At 71.4% G+C, this 19,661-nt stretch carries 16 protein-coding genes, 5 tRNA genes and 1 pseudogene; 12 read left to right on the top strand and 10 right to left on the bottom strand.

The window, feature by feature from the left end; all coding sequences use genetic code 11:
* The 8 genes and pseudogenes from ACIP37_RS29870 to ACIP37_RS29835 form a co-directional block, all read right to left on the bottom strand.
* Positions 1-129 (bottom strand): annotated as a pseudogene (locus ACIP37_RS29870) (ATP-binding protein); the annotation flags it as partial.
* On the bottom strand, positions 110-793 hold the full coding sequence (locus tag ACIP37_RS29865) for a DUF742 domain-containing protein (RefSeq protein WP_400844778.1): 684 nt from the start codon (positions 791-793) through the stop codon (positions 110-112). The pseudogene ACIP37_RS29870 and the gene ACIP37_RS29865, both read right to left, overlap by 20 nt.
* Positions 794-954: 161 nt before the next feature.
* Positions 955-1,368 (bottom strand): roadblock/LC7 domain-containing protein, encoded by a 414-nt coding sequence (locus ACIP37_RS29860; RefSeq protein WP_030057391.1) that lies wholly within the window; start codon positions 1,366-1,368, stop codon positions 955-957.
* 10 nt (positions 1,369-1,378) lie between these two features.
* Positions 1,379-4,720, bottom strand: a complete 3,342-nt coding sequence (locus ACIP37_RS29855; RefSeq protein WP_400844775.1) for a nitrate- and nitrite sensing domain-containing protein — start codon at positions 4,718-4,720, stop codon at positions 1,379-1,381.
* 393 nt (positions 4,721-5,113) lie between these two features.
* On the bottom strand, positions 5,114-5,698 hold the full coding sequence (locus tag ACIP37_RS29850; protein WP_400844772.1) for a GTP-binding protein: 585 nt from the start codon (positions 5,696-5,698) through the stop codon (positions 5,114-5,116).
* The gene (locus tag ACIP37_RS29845; RefSeq protein WP_063347718.1) at positions 5,679-6,104 is read right to left on the bottom strand and encodes a DUF742 domain-containing protein; all 426 of its coding nucleotides are present in this window, start codon (positions 6,102-6,104) and stop codon (positions 5,679-5,681) included. Before ACIP37_RS29845 ends, ACIP37_RS29850 begins: the two co-directional genes overlap by 20 nt.
* 165 nt (positions 6,105-6,269) lie before the next feature.
* Positions 6,270-6,683 carry a roadblock/LC7 domain-containing protein gene (locus ACIP37_RS29840; protein WP_030057391.1) on the bottom strand — a complete coding sequence of 138 codons (414 nt, stop codon included), beginning with the start codon at positions 6,681-6,683 and terminating at the stop codon, positions 6,270-6,272.
* 10 nt (positions 6,684-6,693) lie between these two features.
* Complete coding sequence (locus ACIP37_RS29835) at positions 6,694-10,548, bottom strand: nitrate- and nitrite sensing domain-containing protein (RefSeq protein WP_400844769.1); 3,855 nt, start codon at positions 10,546-10,548, stop codon at positions 6,694-6,696.
* 590 nt (positions 10,549-11,138) lie between these two features.
* On the opposite strand from ACIP37_RS29835, the gene ACIP37_RS29830 reads away from it, so the two are divergent.
* The 8 genes from ACIP37_RS29830 (at position 11,139) to ACIP37_RS29795 (ending at position 14,727) form a co-directional block, all read left to right on the top strand.
* Positions 11,139-11,408 carry a hypothetical protein gene (locus tag ACIP37_RS29830; protein WP_363585713.1) on the top strand — a complete coding sequence of 90 codons (270 nt, stop codon included), beginning with the start codon at positions 11,139-11,141 and terminating at the stop codon, positions 11,406-11,408.
* Between the two features lie 245 nt (positions 11,409-11,653).
* Positions 11,654-12,454: a fumarylacetoacetate hydrolase family protein gene (locus ACIP37_RS29825; protein WP_063347716.1), complete on the top strand. Its 801-nt coding sequence runs from the start codon at positions 11,654-11,656 to the stop codon at positions 12,452-12,454.
* Positions 12,447-13,970 carry a glutamate--tRNA ligase gene (gene gltX, locus ACIP37_RS29820; protein WP_363585714.1) on the top strand — a complete coding sequence of 508 codons (1,524 nt, stop codon included), beginning with the start codon at positions 12,447-12,449 and terminating at the stop codon, positions 13,968-13,970. The genes ACIP37_RS29825 and gltX overlap by 8 nt, the downstream gene beginning before the upstream one ends.
* A 252-nt stretch (positions 13,971-14,222) precedes the next feature.
* A tRNA-Gln gene (locus ACIP37_RS29815) sits at positions 14,223-14,294 on the top strand.
* A 37-nt stretch (positions 14,295-14,331) separates the two neighbouring features.
* Positions 14,332-14,404: transfer RNA gene (locus tag ACIP37_RS29810), tRNA-Glu, on the top strand.
* Between the two features lie 27 nt (positions 14,405-14,431).
* A tRNA-Glu gene (locus tag ACIP37_RS29805) sits at positions 14,432-14,504 on the top strand.
* Between the two features lie 26 nt (positions 14,505-14,530).
* A tRNA-Glu gene (locus ACIP37_RS29800) sits at positions 14,531-14,603 on the top strand.
* A 49-nt stretch (positions 14,604-14,652) separates the two neighbouring features.
* Positions 14,653-14,727, top strand: a tRNA-Gln gene (locus ACIP37_RS29795).
* A 104-nt stretch (positions 14,728-14,831) separates the two neighbouring features.
* On the opposite strand, the gene ACIP37_RS29790 is transcribed toward ACIP37_RS29795, so the two are convergent.
* Positions 14,832-15,545 carry an IclR family transcriptional regulator gene (locus ACIP37_RS29790; RefSeq protein ID WP_063347714.1) on the bottom strand — a complete coding sequence of 238 codons (714 nt, stop codon included), beginning with the start codon at positions 15,543-15,545 and terminating at the stop codon, positions 14,832-14,834.
* A 232-nt stretch (positions 15,546-15,777) separates the two neighbouring features.
* Here ACIP37_RS29790 and leuC point away from each other — a divergent pair, with 232 nt between their 5' ends.
* The 4 genes from leuC to ACIP37_RS29770 all read left to right on the top strand — a co-directional run bounded on the left by leuC (position 15,778) and on the right by ACIP37_RS29770 (position 19,192).
* Entirely contained in the window at positions 15,778-17,214 is a 1,437-nt protein-coding gene (gene leuC / locus ACIP37_RS29785; protein ID WP_363585715.1) for a 3-isopropylmalate dehydratase large subunit, read from the top strand.
* A gap of 5 nt (positions 17,215-17,219) precedes the next feature.
* Positions 17,220-17,816 carry a 3-isopropylmalate dehydratase small subunit gene (gene leuD, locus ACIP37_RS29780; protein ID WP_363585716.1) on the top strand — a complete coding sequence of 199 codons (597 nt, stop codon included), beginning with the start codon at positions 17,220-17,222 and terminating at the stop codon, positions 17,814-17,816.
* 181 nt (positions 17,817-17,997) lie between these two features.
* Positions 17,998-18,345 (top strand): hypothetical protein, encoded by a 348-nt coding sequence (locus ACIP37_RS29775; protein WP_371517045.1) that lies wholly within the window; start codon positions 17,998-18,000, stop codon positions 18,343-18,345.
* 133 nt (positions 18,346-18,478) lie between these two features.
* Positions 18,479-19,192, top strand: coding sequence for an HU family DNA-binding protein (locus tag ACIP37_RS29770; RefSeq protein ID WP_350882962.1), 714 nt, complete (start codon positions 18,479-18,481; stop codon positions 19,190-19,192).
* Between the two features lie 207 nt (positions 19,193-19,399).
* On the opposite strand, the gene ACIP37_RS29765 is transcribed toward ACIP37_RS29770, so the two are convergent.
* On the bottom strand, positions 19,400-19,621 hold the full coding sequence (locus tag ACIP37_RS29765) for a hypothetical protein (protein ID WP_063347710.1): 222 nt from the start codon (positions 19,619-19,621) through the stop codon (positions 19,400-19,402).
* Positions 19,622-19,661 lie beyond the last annotated feature (40 nt).

The following is a 19,661-nucleotide window of genomic DNA, read 5'->3' as shown; positions in this document are numbered from 1 at the left end:
CAGGGGGTTGATCTCGGAGACGGCGCCGACGAGCGTGGTCTTGCCGACGCCGAAGCCGCCCGCGACGACGATCTTCGCGGAGGTGGTGGCGCGGGTGGGGGCGGCCGCGTTAGAGCTTGCGAAGTCCACTGAGGACCCTTTCGAGCAGCGTGACGTCGGGCTGGTTTCCGGATTCGCCGCCGGAAGCGGGCTGGTGGATGGCGACGAGGCCGGCCTCGGCCAGGTCGGCCACGAGGATGCGGGCCACTCCCAGGGGAAGGGAGAGCAGCGCCGACACCTCCGCGACGGATTTGACCTCCCTGCACAGGGTGCAGATCCGCTGGTGCTCGGGGAGCAGGGTGGCCAGGCGCTGCGGGTCGACGTCGGCGGAGACGAGGGCCTCCAGCGCGAGCTCGTAGCGCGGCCGGGTGCGTCCACCGGTCATCGCGAACGGCCGGATCAGCGGGCCGGAGTCGGGCTCGTCCTCGAACTCCTCGACGTGCCCGGGCTCGTGGGCCGGCCGGTAGTCGGGGGCGGGCGCCGGGTAGCCGGGCGGCGGCGTGTCGAAGGCGGGCTGCGGCTGTCGGTACCGGCCGGACCGGCCCTGCTGGTCGTACTGCTCCTGCCGCGGCTGCCCGTACGGGTGCTGGGGCTGCCCGTACTGGTGCTGGCCGTACTGCTGTCCGTGCTGCTGGCCGTGCTGAGGCTGGCCGTACTGCTGACCGTGGCCGACGCCGGGTGCTCCGAAGGCGTCATGGCCTGTGCCAGGGTACGGAACGCCGTACTGGCCGCTGCGGTCGTCGGGCGGTGTCACGGTTCCTCTCCTCACAAGGTGCGGCGGTGCGGTGCGAGCTTCGGCGCAGGTCCGGAGCCGGTGGTGCGAAGGCCGTACAACGTCCGAACCCGAGCCCGCCGAAGCGGGCCCGGGAAGGACGCGGAGGTACTTCGAATACCTGGACGGTATCCGACGGACCGTCAGTGCAGGAGACTGCCCTGGAGTTCCGCGCGGAGTGCGGGGGTGAGGACGGCGCCGGCGCGGTCGACGAGGAGGGCCATCTCGTAGCCGACGAGGCCGATGTCGGAGTCGGGGGAGGCGAGTACGGCGAGGGCGGAGCCGTCGCTGACGGCCATGAGGAAGAGGAAGCCTCGTTCCATCTCGACGACGGTCTGGTTGACCTCGCCTCCTTCGAAGATCCGGCTGGCGCCGGAGGTGAGGGAGGTGAGGCCGGAGGCGACGGCTGCGAGCTGGTCGGCGCGGTCGCGGGGGAAGCCCTCGGACATGCACAGCAGGAGGCCGTCGGCGGAGACCACCACGGTGTGGGACACCCCGGGGGTGTTGTCCACGAAATTGGTGATCAGCCAGTTCAGGTTCTGTGCGGCCTGGCTCATCTGAGTCAACTCAACGCTCCTGGTGGTTCGAGCCGCCGAAGAGATCGGTGCTTCGGTTCTGTCCGTTGCCGGACGGGTCTACCTGATCGGGGTCGATCCGGAAGCTTCCGGTGTTACCGGCACTGCGGCCCTGCTCCACGCCGCGGCGCAGGTTGGTGAGCCGGCCGCGGACCTCCTCGGGGCTGCGGGAGACCTGCGGCCCTTCCTGCGGAGTGGGCTTGGCGTTCCCGGCCACCAGGTTCTGCTTGGGCACGCGCCGCGGCAGGCCTGCCCCGGTGGTGCCGCCGGAGGCGGGCTCACGGGTCTGCTCGGCCTGCTGCCAGGCGCCGTCGTTGGGCGACTGCCAGGGCGAGTTGGTCGGGCCGGTCGGGCCGTAGCCGCCCAGCGCCGACACGTCGTGGCCGCGCGGCTCGTCGACCGCCGAGGTGTCCTTGGCGCCGGCGAACCAGTTCGGGGCCTCGCCGCCGGAGCCGCCGTCCGCCGGAGCGGTCGGGGCGCCGAAGCCGCCACCCGCCAGCTGCTGGCCGGGGCGGCGCTGCGGCAGCCCGGACGGCAGGGTGGCGGTGGGTTCGGCGGCGGGCAGCGCGGGCGGCTCCGGGGCGTACGGGTGGCCGGCCGGGGCCTCCTCGGCCTGCTGGCCGTACTGGTCGGCGTAGCCGTCCTGGTAGCCCTGGTAACCGTCGCCCTGGTAGTCCTGGCGGCCGTACTGGTCGTCGGCGTAGCCGGACTGCTGCTCGTAGCCCTGCTGCGGGTACTGGCCATACTGGTCCTGGCCGTACTCGTCCTGCTGGTAGCCGTACTGGTCGTCGGCGTAGCCGGACTGCTGCTCGTAGCCCTGGGGGGCGTACTGGTCGTAGCCCTGCTGGTAGTCCTCCTCGACCTCGGCGTCCAGCACCGGCGGCTCGCCGTCGTGCGGGCCGCTCTCCAGGGCCGCGCGGCGGACCTGGTCGAGGCGCTGCGAGCGCTGGACGGACTCCAGGGCCGGGCTGAAGCCGCTGGATCCGGCGTTGCCGGCGCCGGTGAGGTGGTCGTCGAAGCCCAGCTCGGCGGCGCTGCGCGGCTGGCCGTTGGGCGCCCACTGGGAGGTCGGCTCCTGCTCGGCGAAGATCCGGGAGACGGTGAACTGCTCCTCGGGCTCCGGCGCGGCGCCCGACCGGGTGATGAACGGCGGGATCATGACCAGCGAGGTGGTGCCGGCGGACTCGCCGGAGGGGCGGAGCTGGACGCGGACGTCGTGCCGCTGGGACAGCCGGCCGACCACGAACAGGCCCATGCGGCGGGAGATGGTGGCGTCGACGGTGGGCGGCTCGGCCAGCTTCTCGTTGATCTCGGCGAAGTCGTCGGCGGTGAGGCCGATGCCCTTGTCGTGGATCTCGACCAGCACCCGGCCGTCCGGCAGGCGGGTCGCGTTGACCAGGACCCGGGTCTGCGGGCTGGAGAACGAGGTGGCGTTCTCCAGCAGTTCGGCGAGCAGGTGGACGAGGTCGGTCACGGCGGCGCCGACGACCTCGACCTCCGGGATGCCGGACAGCTCGACGCGCTCGTACTGCTCCACCTCGGAGGAGGCGGCGCGGAGCACGTCGACCAGCGGGACCGGGGTGTTCCAGCGGCGGCCGGCCTCCTCGCCCGCGAGGACGAGCAGGTTCTCACCGTTGCGGCGCATACGGGTGGCGAGGTGGTCCAGCTTGAAGAGGTTCTCCAGCTGGTCCGGGTCGGCCTCGTTGTTCTCCAGGTCGGTGATCAGCGCCAGCTGGCGCTGGATCAGGCCCTGGCTGCGGCGCGACAGGTTGGTGAAGATCGCGTTGACGTTCCCTCGCAGCAGGGCCTGCTCGGCGGCGAGCGCCACGGCCTGCTGGTGGACCTGGTCGAACGCCCGGGCGACCTCGCCGATCTCGTCCTTGCCGTGCAGCGGGATCGGGGTGACGGAGGTGTCGACCCGGTCGGGGTCGGTCTTGGAGAGCTTCTCGACCAGGTCCGGCAGGCGGTGGTCGGCGATCTCCAGGGCGGCGCTGCGCAGGGTGCGCATGCCGAGGATCATCGAGCGGGCGACGTAGCCGGTGAGCAGACCGGCCAGGATGAGCGCCGCGACGACGATGATCGTGTTGAGGATGGCGTCGTAGAGCGCGTTGTCCTTGAGGCCGCGGGAGTCCGTGAGGACGTCGTCCAGCAGCTGGACCTCGGTGTCGCGCAGGGCCTGGATGTGGGTGTTGGCGGCCTGGTTCCAGTTCTCCGGGGTGAGACCGGAGTCCTTGGCCTCCTTGTAGGCCTGGTCGGCGGCGGCCTTGCCCTTGCTCTGGCCCTCGGCGGCGGCCTGGCTGTAGGCGGCGCCGAGGGAGAGCAGGGTCTGCATGGAGGGCGCGGTGCCGTTCGGCATCTTGTAGGCCGAGCGCTCCTGCGCGGCGGCCTGGGTGACCTGCGCGTTGGCGTACTTGCGGGCGTCCTCGGGGGCGCTGCCGGTGTTGAACTCGGTCAGCGAGACCTGCTCCAGCCGCTCCGCCACCAGGATCTGCTGGATCACGTCGGCGTTCTCGAACCGGGTGGTGGCGTTCTGGGAGATGCCGACCAGCAGGTGCAGCATGAGCGCGCGCTGGGTCGAGGCGGAGGCCTTGGCGAGGGACATCGCGTAGATCGCGCGGCCCTTGCTGGCGGCGTTGCTGGAGCCGAGGCCGACCGAGTTGTCGTAGGACAGCAGCGGGGCGAACATCACCGAGTAGGCGTTGACGGTGGCGCCGGCGAACAGCTCGGATCCGTACGCGGTGGCCCGCAGGTGCGGCAGGTCGACCACCAGGGCCTGGAAGCCCTCGTGGCGGCGCGGCAGTTCGCCGGACTTGTCGGAGGCCGCGTAGGCCGCCTCGTACGCCTTCAGCGCGGCGTCCGTGTTGGCGCGGATCTTGGCGACCTTGCCGTCCGGGTCCTGCTTGGTGAGCAGGGGTATCAGCGTGGTGTCGCGCTCGATCTCCAGCGCTTCGGCGAGCTCGGTGGCCGCCTTGGCGAGTTCGGCGGTCTTCTCGGCGCGGGAGGCCTTGATGTAGCCGTCGACCGAGGTGTTCACGCGGAGGCCGCCGAAGACGAGGCTGATGATCACGGGGATCAGCAGGATCGCGATCAGACGGGTCGGCACGCGCCAGTTGCGCGGGCGGAGGAAGTCGTACCGCTTGGAGGCGTCGCCGTCCGGACCGCCGCTGCGGGGTTCCGTGGACGCGGCCGGGGGCTGCGGGGCCGGGGAGGCCTGGGAGCGCTCCTCGGTGGGGGTGAAAGCGGAGAATCCGGCCGGGTCCGCTGCGGTACCGTTCGGCTCGCTCCGGCGGGGCTCGGAGCGCCGCTGCGGGGCGGGTTGCTGCTTACGCCTCACTCGACAACTACCTCTCGGCCGACTGTCGGCCATGGATCAATCCAGCGCTACCCCCGGGCCCTGGCCCGTCACCGGTGGGCCGGCGCGAGGGTTTCAGGGGTAGCTGGAATTTCAGCACGTGCAGGGATGGGGGACAAACAGCCGCAGGATGGCCCCCGCGTCGGCGCAATAGGGACATTCACCGACATGACGGAGCAAAACCGTGGTCTTCTGGCGCTGAGTGACGCTAGTTCACCACGCAGAGTCACTGTTGATCACAAAATGCCTACCGAACTGTTATCCGCTGCTTATACAGCGGGTCTTGCGCGATGCCCCTGGAGGACATCGGCCGGTAGCGGCTCCGCCCCGGGGCCCGTCACGCCGACGGCCCCCGGGGTCCGGATGTCCGGCCCGTCATCGGAGTCGGGCGAGGAGGGCGTGCTCGACGAGGGTGATGAGGGCGCTCTTGGCACTGTCGCGGCGGCGGGCGTCGAGCGTGATGACGGGGGTCTCGGCGCTGAGCTGGAGTGCTTCGCGGACCTCGTCGGCGGTGTGGGGCTGGTGTCCGTCGAAGCCGTTGAGGGCGACGACGAAGGGGAGTCCGCTGTTCTCGAAGTAGTCGAGGGCGGGGAAGCAGTCGGCGAGGCGGCGGGTGTCGACGAGGACGACGGCGCCGATGGCGCCGCGGACGAGGTCGTCCCACATGAACCAGAAGCGGTCCTGTCCGGGGGTGCCGAAGAGGTAGAGGATGAGGTCTTCGTCGAGGGTGATGCGGCCGAAGTCCATGGCGACGGTGGTGGTGGTCTTGCCGGAGACGTGGCTGAGGTCGTCGATGCCGGCGGAGGCCGAGGTCATGACGGCTTCGGTGCGCAGGGGGTTGATCTCGGAGACGGCGCCGACGAGCGTGGTCTTGCCGACGCCGAAGCCGCCCGCGACGACGATCTTCGCGGAGGTGGTGGCGCGGGAGGGAGCGGCCGCGTTAGAGCTTGCGAAGTCCACTGAGGACCCTTTCGAGCAGCGTGACATCGGGCGTTCCGCCCGACTCGCCCGCGGCGGCGGGCTGGTGGATGGCGACGAGGCCGGCCTCGGCCAGGTCGGCCACGAGGATGCGGGCCACACCGAGCGGGACGCCGGCCAGTGCGGAGATCTCCGCGATGGACTTGACCTCACGGCAGAGGTTCACGATCCGGGCGTGCTCGGGCAGCAGGCCGCCGGTCCGTTCGGCGTTGCCGGTGGTCGAGATCAGGGCCTCGATGGCGAGCTGGTACCGGGGCCGGGTGCGGCCACCGGTCATCGCGTACGGGCGGACCAGCGGCTGCTGCTCGTAGCCGTCGGACTGCTGCCCGCCGTAGCCGCTGCCGTACCCGTTGCCGTATGAGCCGGCGGGTGTCGAGGGCGGGGTCATGGGTCCTCCTTGTGCTGCAGCCTTGGGCAGCCGGTTCCAGCTGGGGCGGTGCCAGCTGAGGCGGGATCAGCTGCCTGAGGGTAGCTGAGGGTGAGACGCCGGGGCCGGTCGGGTCGGACCCGGCGGGGGAGGTGGGACGGTGGACGTATCCCGCTCGGACTCCGGTCAGTGCAGGAGACTGCCCTGGAGTTCCGCGCGGAGTGCGGGGGTGAGGACGGCGCCGGCACGGTCGACGAGGAGGGCCATCTCGTAGCCGACGAGGCCGATGTCGGAGTCGGGGGAGGCGAGTACGGCGAGGGCGGAGCCGTCGCTGACGGCCATGAGGAAGAGGAAGCCTCGTTCCATCTCGACGACGGTCTGGTTGACCTCGCCTCCTTCGAAGATCCGGCTGGCGCCGGAGGTGAGGGAGGTGAGGCCGGAGGCGACGGCTGCGAGCTGGTCGGCGCGGTCGCGGGGGAAGCCCTCGGACATGCACAGCAGGAGGCCGTCGGCGGAGACCACCACGGTGTGGGACACCCCGGGGGTGTTGTCCACGAAATTGGTGATCAGCCAGTTCAGGTTCTGTGCGGCCTGGCTCATCTGATTCAACTCAACGCTCCTGGTGATCTGCGCCGTTGCCGTCGGTCCGGCCACCGAAACTATCGAATCCGGGCTGCTGGGCACCATGCTGGGAGCCCGGCTGGTTGGCCTGTTCGGCTCCGGCCCGGCGGCCCTGCTGGATGCCGCGGCGCAGGTTGGTCAGCCGGCCGCGGACCTCTTCGGGGGCCCGGGAGACCTGCGGACCGGTCAGCGGCGAGGCCTCGGCGGTGCCGGAGACCAGGTTGGCCTGCGGGGTCCGCCGGGGGAGACCGGACATCGTGACGCCGCTGGTCGAGGGCTCGCGGACCTGCTCGGCGCGGCGCCAGCGCTCGTCGTTCGCGGACGGGCGCCACGGGGCGTCCCCGGTGCCGGGCTGCGGCTGCTGGCCCTGCTGCTGGCCCTGCTGCTGACCCTGCTGCGGGGCCTGGGGCTGCGGGGCCTGGGGGGCCTGAGCCTGCGCGGCCTGCTGCGGAGCCTGGGGCTGCGGGGCCTGGGCCGGCCGGCCCTGTCGGCCCTGCGGGTCGGACGGCTGGAACTCCGGCGCCGAGGTGCCGGGCCGGCGCGGCTGGTACGTCCGCGGCCGCGCCTCCTGCCCGCCCTCCTGCGGGTACCACGGCTGCTCGGCCGCACCCCCGGACGGGCCGGTCGGCAGCGCCATCGGCTCCGGCCGGGCCTGCTCCTGGCGCACCGGCTCGGGCCGGGCCTGCTCCTGACGGACCGGCTCCGGACGCGCCGGGTTCGGCACGCTCGGCAGCACCGGCTCCACCAGACCGAGGCCCAGCGGGTCACGCGGGTCGATCTGACTGGCCTCGAAGCGCGGCCGGGCGAACTGCTGGGTGCTCTCCACCGGTGCCGGCTCGGCCGACGGCAGCGGCTGGGCCTGCTGCTGCGGCGGCAGTTGCGGCTGGCGGTCGCGCTGCGGCGCGTCCGGGCCGGGGCGCTGCGGACGGCGCTGGCCCTGCGGACCGGGCTGGCCCTGCGGGCCGCCCTGACCGGGGCCGCCCTGGCCCTGCGGGGCCGGCCGGCGCTGGGGCAGGCCCTCCTGCGGGCGGTTGCCCGGGCGGGCGCCGCCCTGCTGCTGCGGAGCGCCGCCCGGCCGGCCCGGCCGACCGTGCTGCGGCTGCTCGCCGGTCCGGGGGCCCGGACCGCCGTCGAACTCGCCACCCGGGCGCGGCCGTTCCTGGCCGGGGCGGCCCTGAGCGGGCTGCTGCTGACCGGGGCGGCCCTGGGCGGGCTGCTGCTGGCCGCGGCGGGGCAGGCCGCCGAGGCCGCCCTGCGCCGGGCCCGGCCGGTTCGGGCCGCGCTGCGGCAGGCCGCCCTGCGGGGACTGCTGGGACTGCGGGGCCTGCGGGGCCTGCGGGGCCGGCTTCTGGCCCTGGGGCTGCGGGGCTTGCCGGCCCGGTCCCTGGGGTCCCTGGGGCTGCTGGCCCGGGCCTGGCTGGCCCGGCTGGCCGGGGTTCTCGCGCAGCGACTGGCCGACCTGGCGGGTCGGCAGGCCTCCGGCCCGGCCGCCGGACGCGGCAGGCGCACCCGGTCCGGTCGGAGCACCCGGAGCACCCGGAGCACCCGGAGCACCCGGAGCGTTCGGTCCGGTCGGAGCACCGGGGCCGGTCGGAGCGGTCGGGCCGCCCTGGCCGAGCTGCGGGCGGCCGCCCTGCGGGGCACCGCCGGCCGGGCCCTGGCCGAGCGCGGCCGGGCCGCCCTGGCCGGGCGGCACCTGGCGCTGCTGGCGCGGCGTCGGGGCGACTCCGCGCTGCTGCTTGGCCTGGGCCGGGCCGGGCCGGCCGGCGCCGCGGCGGTCGGCGGAGTTGGTGACGTCCACCGGGAGCATGACCAGCGCGGTGGTGCCGCCGGAGTCGCTGGGGCGCAGCTGGATGCGGATGCCGTGTCGCAGGGACAGGCGGCCGACCACGAAGAGGCCCATGCGGCGGGAGACCGAGACGTCCACCGTCGGCGGGTTGGCGAGGCGCTCGTTGATGTCGGCGAGGTCGTCGGGGCTCAGGCCGATGCCGGTGTCGTGGATCTCGACCAGGACGCGGCCGTCGGGCAGCGCGTGGCCGGTGACCCGGACGCGGGTCTGCGGGCTGGAGAACGAGGTGGCGTTCTCCAGCAGCTCGGCGAGCAGGTGGACGAGGTCGTTGACGACGCGGCCGGCGACCTCGGCCGACGGCACGGCGGCGAGTTCGATGCGCTCGTACTGCTCCACCTCGGAGGCGGCGGCGCGGAGCACGTCGACCAGCGGGACGGGCCTGGTCCAGCGGCGGCCCGGGTCCTCACCGGCGAGGACGAGGAGGTTCTCGCCGTTGCGGCGCATGCGGGTCGCGAGGTGGTCCAGCTTGAAGAGGTTGGCCAGCTGGTCCGGGTCGGCCTCGCGGCTCTCCAGTTCGGAGATGAGCGACAGCTGGCGCTGGATGAGGCCCTGGCTGCGGCGCGAGAGGTTGGTGAACATCGCGTTGATGTTGCCGCGCAGGAGGGCCTGCTCGGCGGCGAGGCGGACGGCCTCGCTGTGCACCATGTCGAAGGCGTGCGCCACGTGGCCGATCTCGTCGGTGGAGTCGACGGCCACCGGTTCGACCGTCGTGTCGACGTCGTGCGGGTCGCTCTCGGAGAGGGTCTTGACCAGCTCGGGCAGGCGGCGCTCGGCGACGTCCTCGGCCGCGGCCTGCAGACGGGTCAGCGAGCGCACCATCGAGCGGGCGATCAGACCGGCGCCACCGAGGGCGACGAGCAGCACCAGGGCGATGGCGGCACCGATGATGATGGCCTCGGTGTCGGCCTGGGACTGGAGGTCCTGGGCCTTGCCGTCGAGGTCCTCGATGAGCTTGGACTCGATCCGGCGCTCGGCGGTGATCTTGGCGCTGGCCTTCTCGTACCAGTCCTTGTAGGTCACCGGGTCGGTCTGGTGGATGCCGCTCGGCTGGAGGATCGAGCGCGCGTACCGGTCGGCGTCGGCGATCACCGAGTTGTAGCTGAGCTGGCCGCGCAGGTTGTCCAGGTCGTGCGCGGTGTAGATGTTGTTGAAGCTGGTGAGCGAGTTGTCGTACGAGGTGCGCAGGCGGATGCCGAAGGACTCGTCGCTGGGGCTGAGGTCGGGGCCCTTGGGGTTGGCGAGTGCGGCGCCGATCAGGGCGCGCTGCTGCGAGGTGGCGTTCTTGGCCAGCGAGAACTGCTGCAGCGAGCGGGTCGCGACGAGCAGGTCCTTGTTGTTCGACGCGAGCGCGATGTCCTGGGTGATGGCCAGCAGGTCGCGGATGATCACGTCGTAGGCGGTGATCGTCGACTGGATGTTCTGGTTGTTCTGGTACGGCGTGTTGCGCGCGTCCGAGATCGAGTTCAGGTCCCTGCGGATCTGGAACAGCAGCGCCTTCCCGCCCGAGAGCTCGAGGTTCTCGAACTTGTCCGAGGACGCGGTGAAGGTGCGGCTCAGGTCGTCGGTGGCCCTGCGGGCGGTGGCGATGTCGTCGTCGAGCGGGTCGTTGGGGCGTGCGGTGATGTAGCCGGCGCTGATGTCGCGCTCGGTCTGCAGGGCGTCCGCGAGGTTGGTCGCCTTCTTGGCCAGGTCGGACAGGTTGGCCATCTGGGAGAGCTGCTGCGAGTTCTGCATCGAGGCCTGGATCCGCAGGCCACCGAGGACCAGGGAGACCAGGACGGGCAGGGCGAGCAGGGCGATCAGTCGGGTCCGGATGCGCCAGTTGCGCATCGCGAGCCGGCTCAGACCGGTGGCCCGCCGCCTGGTCAGGGTGGTCCGGAGCTTGTCCCGGGCGGACTTCCGTTCCTGGCCGTCGTCCTCCGGGTGGCCGGGGGCCTCGGGGATCACCGGCTCGGGCGGGCCGCCGGGGGCCGCCGCCTGCTGGGGGGCTGCCACGGGCTCGTGCGACTCCGGGTTACCCGCGCCGCCGCTACCCCTTTTGAAACGTCCCTGCACTGGCGTCGCAACCTCTGGACCGGGCGTCCCGCCGCGTCGCCGCGGACCGGACGGTGTCGAGTTTCCTTCCGCTCCCCGGCTGGTCCGGGTGAGCGCGTCGCCGGGGTGGACTTCTCCCTACCCACGGTCCGTGGCATTCCAGCACAGCCGGGGAATCCCAACAAGGGCCGCCAGGACACGCCGCGCGGCGCTACCGAACGCGTGCGTGACTTCACTGACTGTGCCGTAACAGGACCGGAATACCGCATTTTTCGGACACTCGCCGGATACATGCCAACCCGGCCCGAGATCGAAAAGAGTCGCGGACCTTCCGGAATGACCGTTATCGGAGATATGCCGGAAAATCCCGTTGCGGCGATATGTCGGATATCTGCAATTCGCTCATGAATTTGTGAGCAAAATCACAGTCTAATGTGTAGCTTTGGTCACGGCCCCTGTGGAATGAGATCTCGTAACCTGGCTGTCTCCGGAGCACGGCCCCGATCAGCCTGCCCAGAACCCCTCCGAATCATTCGGAATCACTCAGGCCGGTGACGATCCGCCGCGATCCGCCCGGCCGCGACCACGAGGTGCTCTCGATGTCCCAGGCGAAGAAGGCCACCAAGTCCACGCTGCCCTGCCGCTCCACGGCGAACCCGCGCCGGACGACGCTGGCCTCGGTCGCGGACTTCAGCACGATCCCGGGTGCCCGCAAGCCCGAGGACGCCGTCACCTACGGCACCGAGCTGCCGGCCAGCACCGCCAACCCGCGCCGCACCCAGCTGATGGTCGCCCCGGCGCCCGTCGTCGTGCAGGACTGACCCGACCCCCGCTCCGACCGGGCGTCGCGGCCGTGCCACCGAGGGCGGTCGCGGCGCCCTGCGGCGTTCCCGGGCGGTTGCCGGGGCTCGCGGCCCAACCGCGCTGAACAGGGGCAAAGCGGTCAGCCGGGGCCCCACGCGATAGCCTGGACGACGATTGACGGGGCCGCGCCCACCGTGGGCGAGGCGCCCACCAGCGCCCGGGCGCGCCCCGGGCGGTCGACGAAGCGAGGGGTATCCCAGCCGTGCGCATTGCCAGGTTTTCCGTCCGGGAGGGGAGCCCTGCCGCCGGCAGCGTCTCCTTCGGCGTGGTGGAGGGCGACCCTTCCCAGCCCGACTCGCTGGTCGTCCACGCGCTGGCCGGCCACCCGTTCGGCCAGCCCCAGCCGACCGGCGAGAGTTACCGCTTCCAGGACGTCCGGCTGCTCAGCCCGATGCTCCCCAACAAGATCGTGGCGGTCGGCCGCAACTTCGCGGCGCACGCCGCCGAGCTGGGCAACGACGTCCCGGACGTGCCGCTCACCTTCTTCAAGCCGTCCACCTCGGTGATCGGCCCGACCGAGAACATCGCCTACCCGCCGTTCTCCTCGGACGTCCAGCACGAGGCCGAACTCGCCGTGGTGATCGGCCGGATGTGCCGCGAGGTGCCGCTGGACCGGGTGCCCGAGGTGATCCTCGGCTACACCTGCGCCAACGACGTCACCGCCCGGGACGTGCAGAAGCGCGAGGGCCAGTGGGCCCGGGCCAAGGGCTTCGACACCTCCTGCCCGCTGGGCCCGTGGATCGAGACCGATCTGGACCCGGCCGACCTCGCCGTCACCTGCACGGTCAACGGCGAGCTCCGGCAGGCCGGCCGCACCTCCCAGATGGTCCGCTCGGTCGCCGAGCTGATCGTCCACATCTCCGAGGCCATGACGCTGCTGCCCGGCGACGTCATCCTCACCGGCACGCCCGCAGGGGTGGGCCCGCTCAACGTCGGCGACGAGGTCGCCGTCTCCATCGAAGGCATCGGCACTCTCACCAACAAGGTGATCAAGCGTGGCTAGTGAAAAGCTCAGCGGCTCCGCCGCGGGCAACCCGGCCGTCCGGGTTCGTTTCTGTCCGTCCCCGACCGGGAACCCGCACGTGGGCCTGGTCCGCACGGCCCTCTTCAACTGGGCCTACGCCCGCCACAACGGCGGCACGCTGGTCTTCCGGATCGAGGACACCGACTCGGCCCGCGACTCCGAGGAGTCGTACGACCAGCTGCTCGACGCGATGCGCTGGCTCGGCTTCGACTGGGACGAGGGCCCGGAGGTCGGCGGCCCGCACGAGCCGTACCGCCAGTCCCAGCGGATGGACATCTACGCCGACGTCGCCCGCCGCCTGCACGAGGCCGGCCACGCCTACCACTGCTACTGCAGCACCGAGGAGCTGGACGCCCGCCGCGAGGCCGCCCGCGCCGCCGGCAAGCCCTCCGGCTACGACGGCCACTGCCGCGAGCTGACGGACGAGCAGGTCGCCGTCTACAAGCTGGAGAAGCGCGAGCCGATCCTGCGTTTCCGGATGCCCGACCGCACCCTCAGCTTCGACGACCTGGTGCGCGGCACGCTCACCTTCGAGCCGGAGAACGTGCCGGACTACGGCATCGTCCGGGCCAACGGCGCCCCGCTGTACACCTTGGTCAACCCGGTGGACGACGCCCTGATGGGCATCACCCACGTGCTGCGCGGCGAGGACCTGCTCTCCTCCACCCCGCGGCAGATCGCGCTGTACGCCGCGCTCGCCGAGATCGGCGTCGGCGACGGCACCACCCCGCGCTTCGGCCACCTGCCGTACGTGATGGGCGAGGGCAACAAGAAGCTCTCCAAGCGCGACCCGCAGGCCTCGCTCAACCTGTACCGCGAGCGCGGCTTCATCCCCGAGGGCCTGCTCAACTACCTCTCCCTGCTGGGCTGGTCGCTGGCCGACGACCGCGACCTGTTCGGCATCGACGAGATGGTCGCCGCCTTCGACATCGCCAAGGTGAACGCCAACCCGGCCCGCTTCGACCTGAAGAAGTGCGAGGCGATCAACGCCGAGCACGTCCGCAAGCTGGCCCCGGAGGACTTCGTCCGCCGCCTGGTGCCGTACCTCCAGGCACCCGGGCTGCTGCCGGCCGAGCCGACCGCCGAGCAGCTGGACCTGCTCGCCAGGATCGCGCCGCTCACCCAGGAGCGGATGGTCGTGCTGAGCGAGATCGTGAACATGGCCGGCTTCCTGTTCGTCGACCCGGCCGACTTCGCCGTCGACCCGGACGACGCCGCCAAGGCGCTGACCGCCGACGCCCGCCCGGTGCTGGAGGCCAGCGTCAAGGCGCTGGAGGCGCTCGCGGACTTCAGCCCGGAGCCGATCCAGGCCGCGCTGCGCGAGGCGCTGGTGGACGGGCTGGGCATCAAGCCCAAGTTCGCGTTCACGCCGCTGCGGGTCGCCGTCACCGGCCGCCGGGTCTCGCCGCCGCTGTTCGAGTCGATGGAGCTGCTCGGTCGCCCCGAGACGCTGCGCCGGCTGAACTCCGCCCTGGAGGCCCTGCCGGCCGCCTGAGCGGGCCGCTGAGCAGGCCGCGGGCCCGGCCTCGTGCCGGGCCCGCGGCCTGCCCGGACGTCACCGCCCGGACGTCACTGCCAGGACGCCCGGCCGCTGCCTGGGGTTATCGATTTTGGAGCCGGGGCCGGCGTCGGGTAATGTTCTTTCTGCGCCGCCCGGGAGGGAACGGACGAGGGAGCGAAACCCTCCACCCGGCCCCGAACGAGAGGCGCAACGCCTGAGAAGGCCCCGACAGGGGTTCAACTCTGGTGGGGTATGGTGTAATTGGCAGCACGAGTGATTCTGGTTCATTTAGTCTAGGTTCGAGTCCTGGTACCCCAGCGCAGTACGCAAGTCCAGCAGTACAAGTGAAGAACAAGCCCCCGTTGTGTAGCGGCCTAGCACGCTGCCCTCTCACGGCAGTAGCGCCGGTTCGAATCCGGTCGGGGGTACTGATCCCGCAAGGGATCACCTGGAAAGCCCCCGTTGTGTAGCGGCCTAGCACGCTGCCCTCTCACGGCAGTAGCGCCGGTTCGAATCCGGTCGGGGGTACTGATCCCGCAAGGGATCGCCAGGAAGCCCCCGTTGTGTAGCGGCCTAGCACGCTGCCCTCTCACGGCAGTAGCGCCGGTTCGAATCCGGTCGGGGGTACTCCAGAGCATTAAGCCGGTGGGTTATCCCATCGGCGCTTGCTTTGTGTTGGGGTATGGTGTAATTGGCAGCACGAGTGATTCTGGTTCATTTAGTCTAGGTTCGAGTCCTGGTACCCCAGCCAGAAATTGGAAGGCCCCGGTTTCCGGGGTCTTTTTTGCATTTCCCGGAGCATTCCGAAGGGCCCCGCGCGGTGGTGCTGCGCGGGGCCCTTTCCGGGTGCGGCGGTCAGCCGCGGCGGAGGGCCTCGGTGAGCCGGTTCGCGGCCTCGATGATGGCCTGGGCGTGCAGGCGGCCCGGGTGGCGGGTCAGCCGCTCGATCGGGCCGGAGACGGAGACGGAGGCCACCACGCGGTTGGAGGGGCCGCGCACGGGAGCGGAGACGGACGCGACGCCCGGCTCGCGCTCGCCGATCGACTGGGCCCAGCCGCGGCGGCGGACGCCGCTGAGCGCGGTGGCGGTGAAGCGGGCGCCCTGGAGGCCGCGGTGCAGCCGCTCGGGCTCCTCCCAGGCCAGCAGGACCTGGGCGGCCGAGCCGGCCTTCATCGGCAGGGTGCTGCCGACCGGGACGGTGTCCCGCAGACCGGAGAGCCGCTCGGCGGCGGCTACGCAGATCCGCATCTCGCCCTGGCGGCGGTAGAGCTGTGCGCTCTCGCCGGTGACGTCGCGCAGGTGGGTCAGAACCGGGCCCGCGGTGGCGAGCAGCCGGTCCTCGCCCGCTGCGGCGGAGAGTTCGGACAGGCGGGGGCCGAGGATGAATCGCCCCTGCATGTCCCTGGTGACCAGACGGTGGTGTTCGAGTGCGACGGCGAGCCGGTGGGCCGTGGGGCGCGCCAGACCGGTGGCGGCGACCAGCCCCGCCAACGTGGCGGGGCCCGACTCCAGTGCGCTCAGCACCAGAGCGGCCTTGTCGAGAACGCCGACGCCGCTAGAGTTGTCCATGCGCTAAGACTGCAGTCTCATTCCGCGAGACGCAAGTTCAATCTTCCGGGAAAAGCGCCACTCTGGATGCAGCAGCCCGGGAGGCATCCAGGATGCGACCTCACCAGAGTGTCCGCATCGTGGACAGCGATCCGGCGTGCAGGTCGCGAGAACGCGCCCGCCACAGGGCGGCGGGAGCTCCGACCTCGACGACACGAGAAGGCCGGCAACGCGGCCGGCTGGAGGGAATCCGATGGGACGGACACTCGCAGAGAAGGTCTGGGACGACCACGTCGTGCGGCGCGCGGAGGGAGAGCCCGACCTGCTCTTCATCGACCTCCACCTGCTCCACGAGGTGACCAGCCCGCAGGCCTTCGACGGGCTGCGGCTGGCCGGCCGGACGGTCCGCCGCACCGATCTGACGATCGCCACCGAGGATCACAACACCCCCACCGTGGACATCGACAAGCCGATCGCCGACCCGGTGTCCAAGGTGCAGCTGGAGACGCTGCGCCGCAACGCCGCCGAGTTCGGTGTCCGGATCCACTCGCTCGGCGACATCGAGCAGGGCGTCGTGCACGTGGTCGGCCCGCAGCTGGGCCTGACCCAGCCCGGCATGACCGTGGTCTGCGGCGACTCCCACACCTCGACCCACGGCGCGTTCGGCGCACTGGCGTTCGGCATCGGCACCAGCCAGGTCGAGCACGTGCTGGCCACCCAGACGCTGCCGCTGGCGCCGTTCCGGACCATGGCCGTCACGGTCGAGGGCGAGCTGCCCGAGGGCGTCACCGCCAAGGACCTGATCCTGGCCGTGATTGCCAAGATCGGCACCGGCGGCGGCCAGGGATACGTCCTGGAGTACCGCGGTTCGGCGATCCGGGGCCTGTCCATGGAGGCCCGGATGACCATCTGCAACATGTCCATCGAGGCCGGCGCCCGGGCGGGCATGATCGCCCCGGACGAGACCACCTTCGGCTACCTCAAGGGCCGTCCGCACGCCCCGCAGGGCGAGGACTGGGACGCCGCCGTCGCGTACTGGTCGACCCTGGGCACCGACGAGGACGCGGTCTTCGACCACGAGATCTTCGTCGACGCGGCCGCGCTGACCCCGTTCGTCACCTGGGGCACCAACCCCGGCCAGGGCGCCCCGCTGGGCTCTGACGTGCCGGACCCGGCCTCCTTCGCCGACCCGCAGGAGCGCGCGGCCGCCGAGAACGCCCTCGCCTACATGGGCCTGGAGGCCGGCACCCCGCTGCGCGAGGTCACCGTCGACGCCGTCTTCGTCGGCTCCTGCACCAACGGCCGGATCGAGGACCTGCGCGCCGCCGCCGCCGTCGTGGAGGGCCGCCGGATCGCCGACGGCGTACGGATGCTCGTCGTCCCCGGCTCCGTCCGGGTCGCCCTGCAAGCCGTGGAGGAGGGCCTGGACAAGGTGTTCACCGCGGCCGGCGCCGAGTGGCGCCACGCGGGCTGCTCGATGTGCCTGGGCATGAACCCCGACCAGCTCGCCCCCGGGGAGCGCTGCGCCTCCACCTCGAACCGCAACTTCGAGGGCCGGCAGGGCAAGGGTGGCCGGACCCACCTGGTGTCCCCGCAGGTCGCCGCCGCGACCGCCGTCCTGGGCCGTCTGGCCGCACCGTCCGATCTGCCCTCCGACCTGGCGGACACCAACGTGGCTGTGGAGGCCTGAGAACCATGGAGAAGTTCACCACCCACACCGGCCGGGCCGTTCCGCTGCGGCGCTCGAACGTGGACACCGACCAGATCATCCCGGCCCACTGGCTCAAGAAGGTCACCCGTTCCGGTTTCGAGGGCGGCCTTTTCGAGGCCTGGCGCAAGGACGAGTCGTTCATCCTCAACCAGCCCGAGCGGCAGGGCGCCACGGTCCTGGTGGCCGGCCCGGAGTTCGGCACCGGCTCCTCCCGTGAGCACGCCGTCTGGGCGCTGCAGAACTACGGCTTCCACGCGGTCATCTCGTCGCGCTTCGCGGACATCTTCCGTGGGAATTCCCTGAAGAACGGACTGCTGACGGTCGTCCTGCCGCAAGAGACCGTGGAACAGCTCTGGGCGCTCACCGAGAGTAACCCTTCGGCCGAGATCACCGTTGATCTGGAAGCCCGCGAAGTCCGGGCCGAGGGCGTCACCGCGTCTTTCGAACTGGACGACAACGTCCGGTGGCGGCTGCTCAACGGGCTGGACGACATCAGCATCACCCTGCGGAACGAGGCCGACATCGCGGCCTTCGAAGCGACCCGTCCGACCTTCAAGCCCCGTACTCTGCCGGTTGCCTGAGATCCCCTCAGAACAAGCATTCTGGCGATCCACCGGATGGCCCGCCTCCCCTTCGGGGGGGCGGGCCATCCGCCGTTCCGGAGCACGAGTTAGCGCCGCGGCCCACCCCGGATTGCCCATTTGGCTTTGCCGGAGAGGGCCCCGCGCAAGTACAACTGCGGGTAGATGGCACAATCAGTACATGCACCGGCACCATGAACCTCCGTACGCGGGCGGCGAACCCGCGGCTCCGGAGTCCGTGGGCCGGGGATCCGAACGCCGAATTGACGATCGGCCGGACGTCGCCTCCGCACCAGCTGAGGGGCCGGACGACCAGGAAGTCGCAGCGCTCTACGCGCTTGTGGCCGAGCGGTTGAAGCAAGCTCACGCCCGCGTGCATGCGCTGAACGTGTCTGCCGATGCAAAGACCGCTCTCTCCCGTCAACTCCTCATCGTCACCGAGACCGCCAAGCGCGATCTTCCGGAGGCGGCAAGGCGGTTGAGTCGCTTTGTACATGACCTCGACGAGGGGCGCCCGCCCGTCGCCTGAGGTCGCCGACGCGCAAATCCATTGCGACACTAGGGTGATTCGCGCGTTTGGTAATTGAAAGTCCGCAGATACATACCTAACGTGCGAAAAGAACGGATGGAATCATCCGGCGCCCGTTTCCGAAGGGGAAGACGTGAACAAGGCTCAGCTTGTCGAAGCGGTGGCCGAGCAGCTGGGCGGTCGCAAGGCTGCCGCAGAGGCCGTCGACGCAGTGCTCGACACCATGGTCCGTGCCGTTGTGGCCGGTGACCGGGTTTCGGTCACTGGTTTCGGCACCTTCGAGAAGGTGGAGCGCTCCGCGCGCTTCGCCCGCAACCCGCAGACCGGCGAGAAGGTCAAGGTCAAGAAGACCTCGGTGCCCCGCTTCCGTCCCGGCCAGGGCTTCAAGGACCTGGTCAGCGGCAGCAAGAAGCTGCCGAAGGAAGGCCCCTCGGTGAAGAAGGCCCCCAAGGGCTCCCTCACCCCGGGCAAGAGCGGCGTCGCCGCCACCCCGGCCGCCAAGCGCGCCGCCACCAAGCGTGCCGCCACGGCCGCCGCCGCCGCTCCGGCCAAGAAGGCCGCCGCCAAGAAGACGGCGACCACGGCCGCGGCCAAGAAGGCGACCACCACCGCCGCCGCGAAGAAGGCGACCGCCACCAAGAAGGCGACCACCACCGCCGCCGCGAAGAAGACCACCGCGACCGCGACCAAGAAGACGGCCGCCGCCGCCAAGAAGGCGACCACCACCGCCGCCGCCAAGAAGACCACCGCGACCGCCAAGAAGGCGACCGCGACGGCCAAGAAGACGGCTCCGGCGAAGAAGACCGCCACCCGCAAGACCACCGCGCGCAAGACCTCTGCCAAGTAGTCCCGCGCAGCGGTCCTCGGACGGCCTTCGGCAGAGAGCCGCGGCACCCCCCCTCCGTGAATTGCGGAGACCGGGTCGCCGCGGCTCTTTCGATTTCCGGGCGCTTAGTCAGGATTCTGCGACCGACGGTGACCAGGCACGGAACGCGGCGGCGGGCGTGCCGGACGGCGGGGGAGGACCAGCGGGGGGACGGTCAGCGGAGGACGGTCAGCCCGCGGCCGGGTCGGGGAAGGTCTGCAGCGTCACGAAGACCACCCGGCGGGCCTCGCCGGCGCCCTCGGTGCGGATCCGCACCCGCTGGCCCGGTCGCAGCAGCCGCAGACCGCCGGCGTCGAAGGCGGCCGCGTCGAACGGCACCGGGGTCCCGTCGTCGAGCAGCACGGAGCCGGCCCGGGTGGCGGGGTCGAAGGTGAACGCGGTGGCCTGCATGGCAGCAGCATAGCGAGCGGCCCCGGCCGACCGGGCGGCG

Origin of the sequence: Kitasatospora sp. NPDC088861 (genome assembly GCF_044750105.1) — a bacterium.
Lineage (GTDB): Bacteria > Actinomycetota > Actinomycetes > Streptomycetales > Streptomycetaceae > Kitasatospora.
The sequence above is the reverse complement of the archived record's forward strand: the minus strand, read 5'-3'. Positions and strand labels throughout refer to the sequence as shown.

Bases quoted from the DNA above. Each gene is read 5' to 3' on its own strand.
- ACIP37_RS29860 (WP_030057391.1), bottom strand. From the start codon at position 1,368: ATGAGCCAGGCCGCACAGAACCTGAACTGGCTGATCACCAATTTCGTG.
- ACIP37_RS29845 (WP_063347718.1), bottom strand. From the start codon at position 6,104: ATGACCCCGCCCTCGACACCCGCCGGCTCATACGGCAACGGGTACGGC.
- ACIP37_RS29840 (WP_030057391.1), bottom strand. From the start codon at position 6,683: ATGAGCCAGGCCGCACAGAACCTGAACTGGCTGATCACCAATTTCGTG.
- ACIP37_RS29790 (WP_063347714.1), bottom strand. From the start codon at position 15,545: ATGGACAACTCTAGCGGCGTCGGCGTTCTCGACAAGGCCGCTCTGGTG.
- leuC (WP_363585715.1), top strand. From the start codon at position 15,778: ATGGGACGGACACTCGCAGAGAAGGTCTGGGACGACCACGTCGTGCGG.
- leuD (WP_363585716.1), top strand. From the start codon at position 17,220: ATGGAGAAGTTCACCACCCACACCGGCCGGGCCGTTCCGCTGCGGCGC.
- ACIP37_RS29775 (WP_371517045.1), top strand. From the start codon at position 17,998: ATGCACCGGCACCATGAACCTCCGTACGCGGGCGGCGAACCCGCGGCT.
- ACIP37_RS29765 (WP_063347710.1), bottom strand. From the start codon at position 19,621: ATGCAGGCCACCGCGTTCACCTTCGACCCCGCCACCCGGGCCGGCTCC.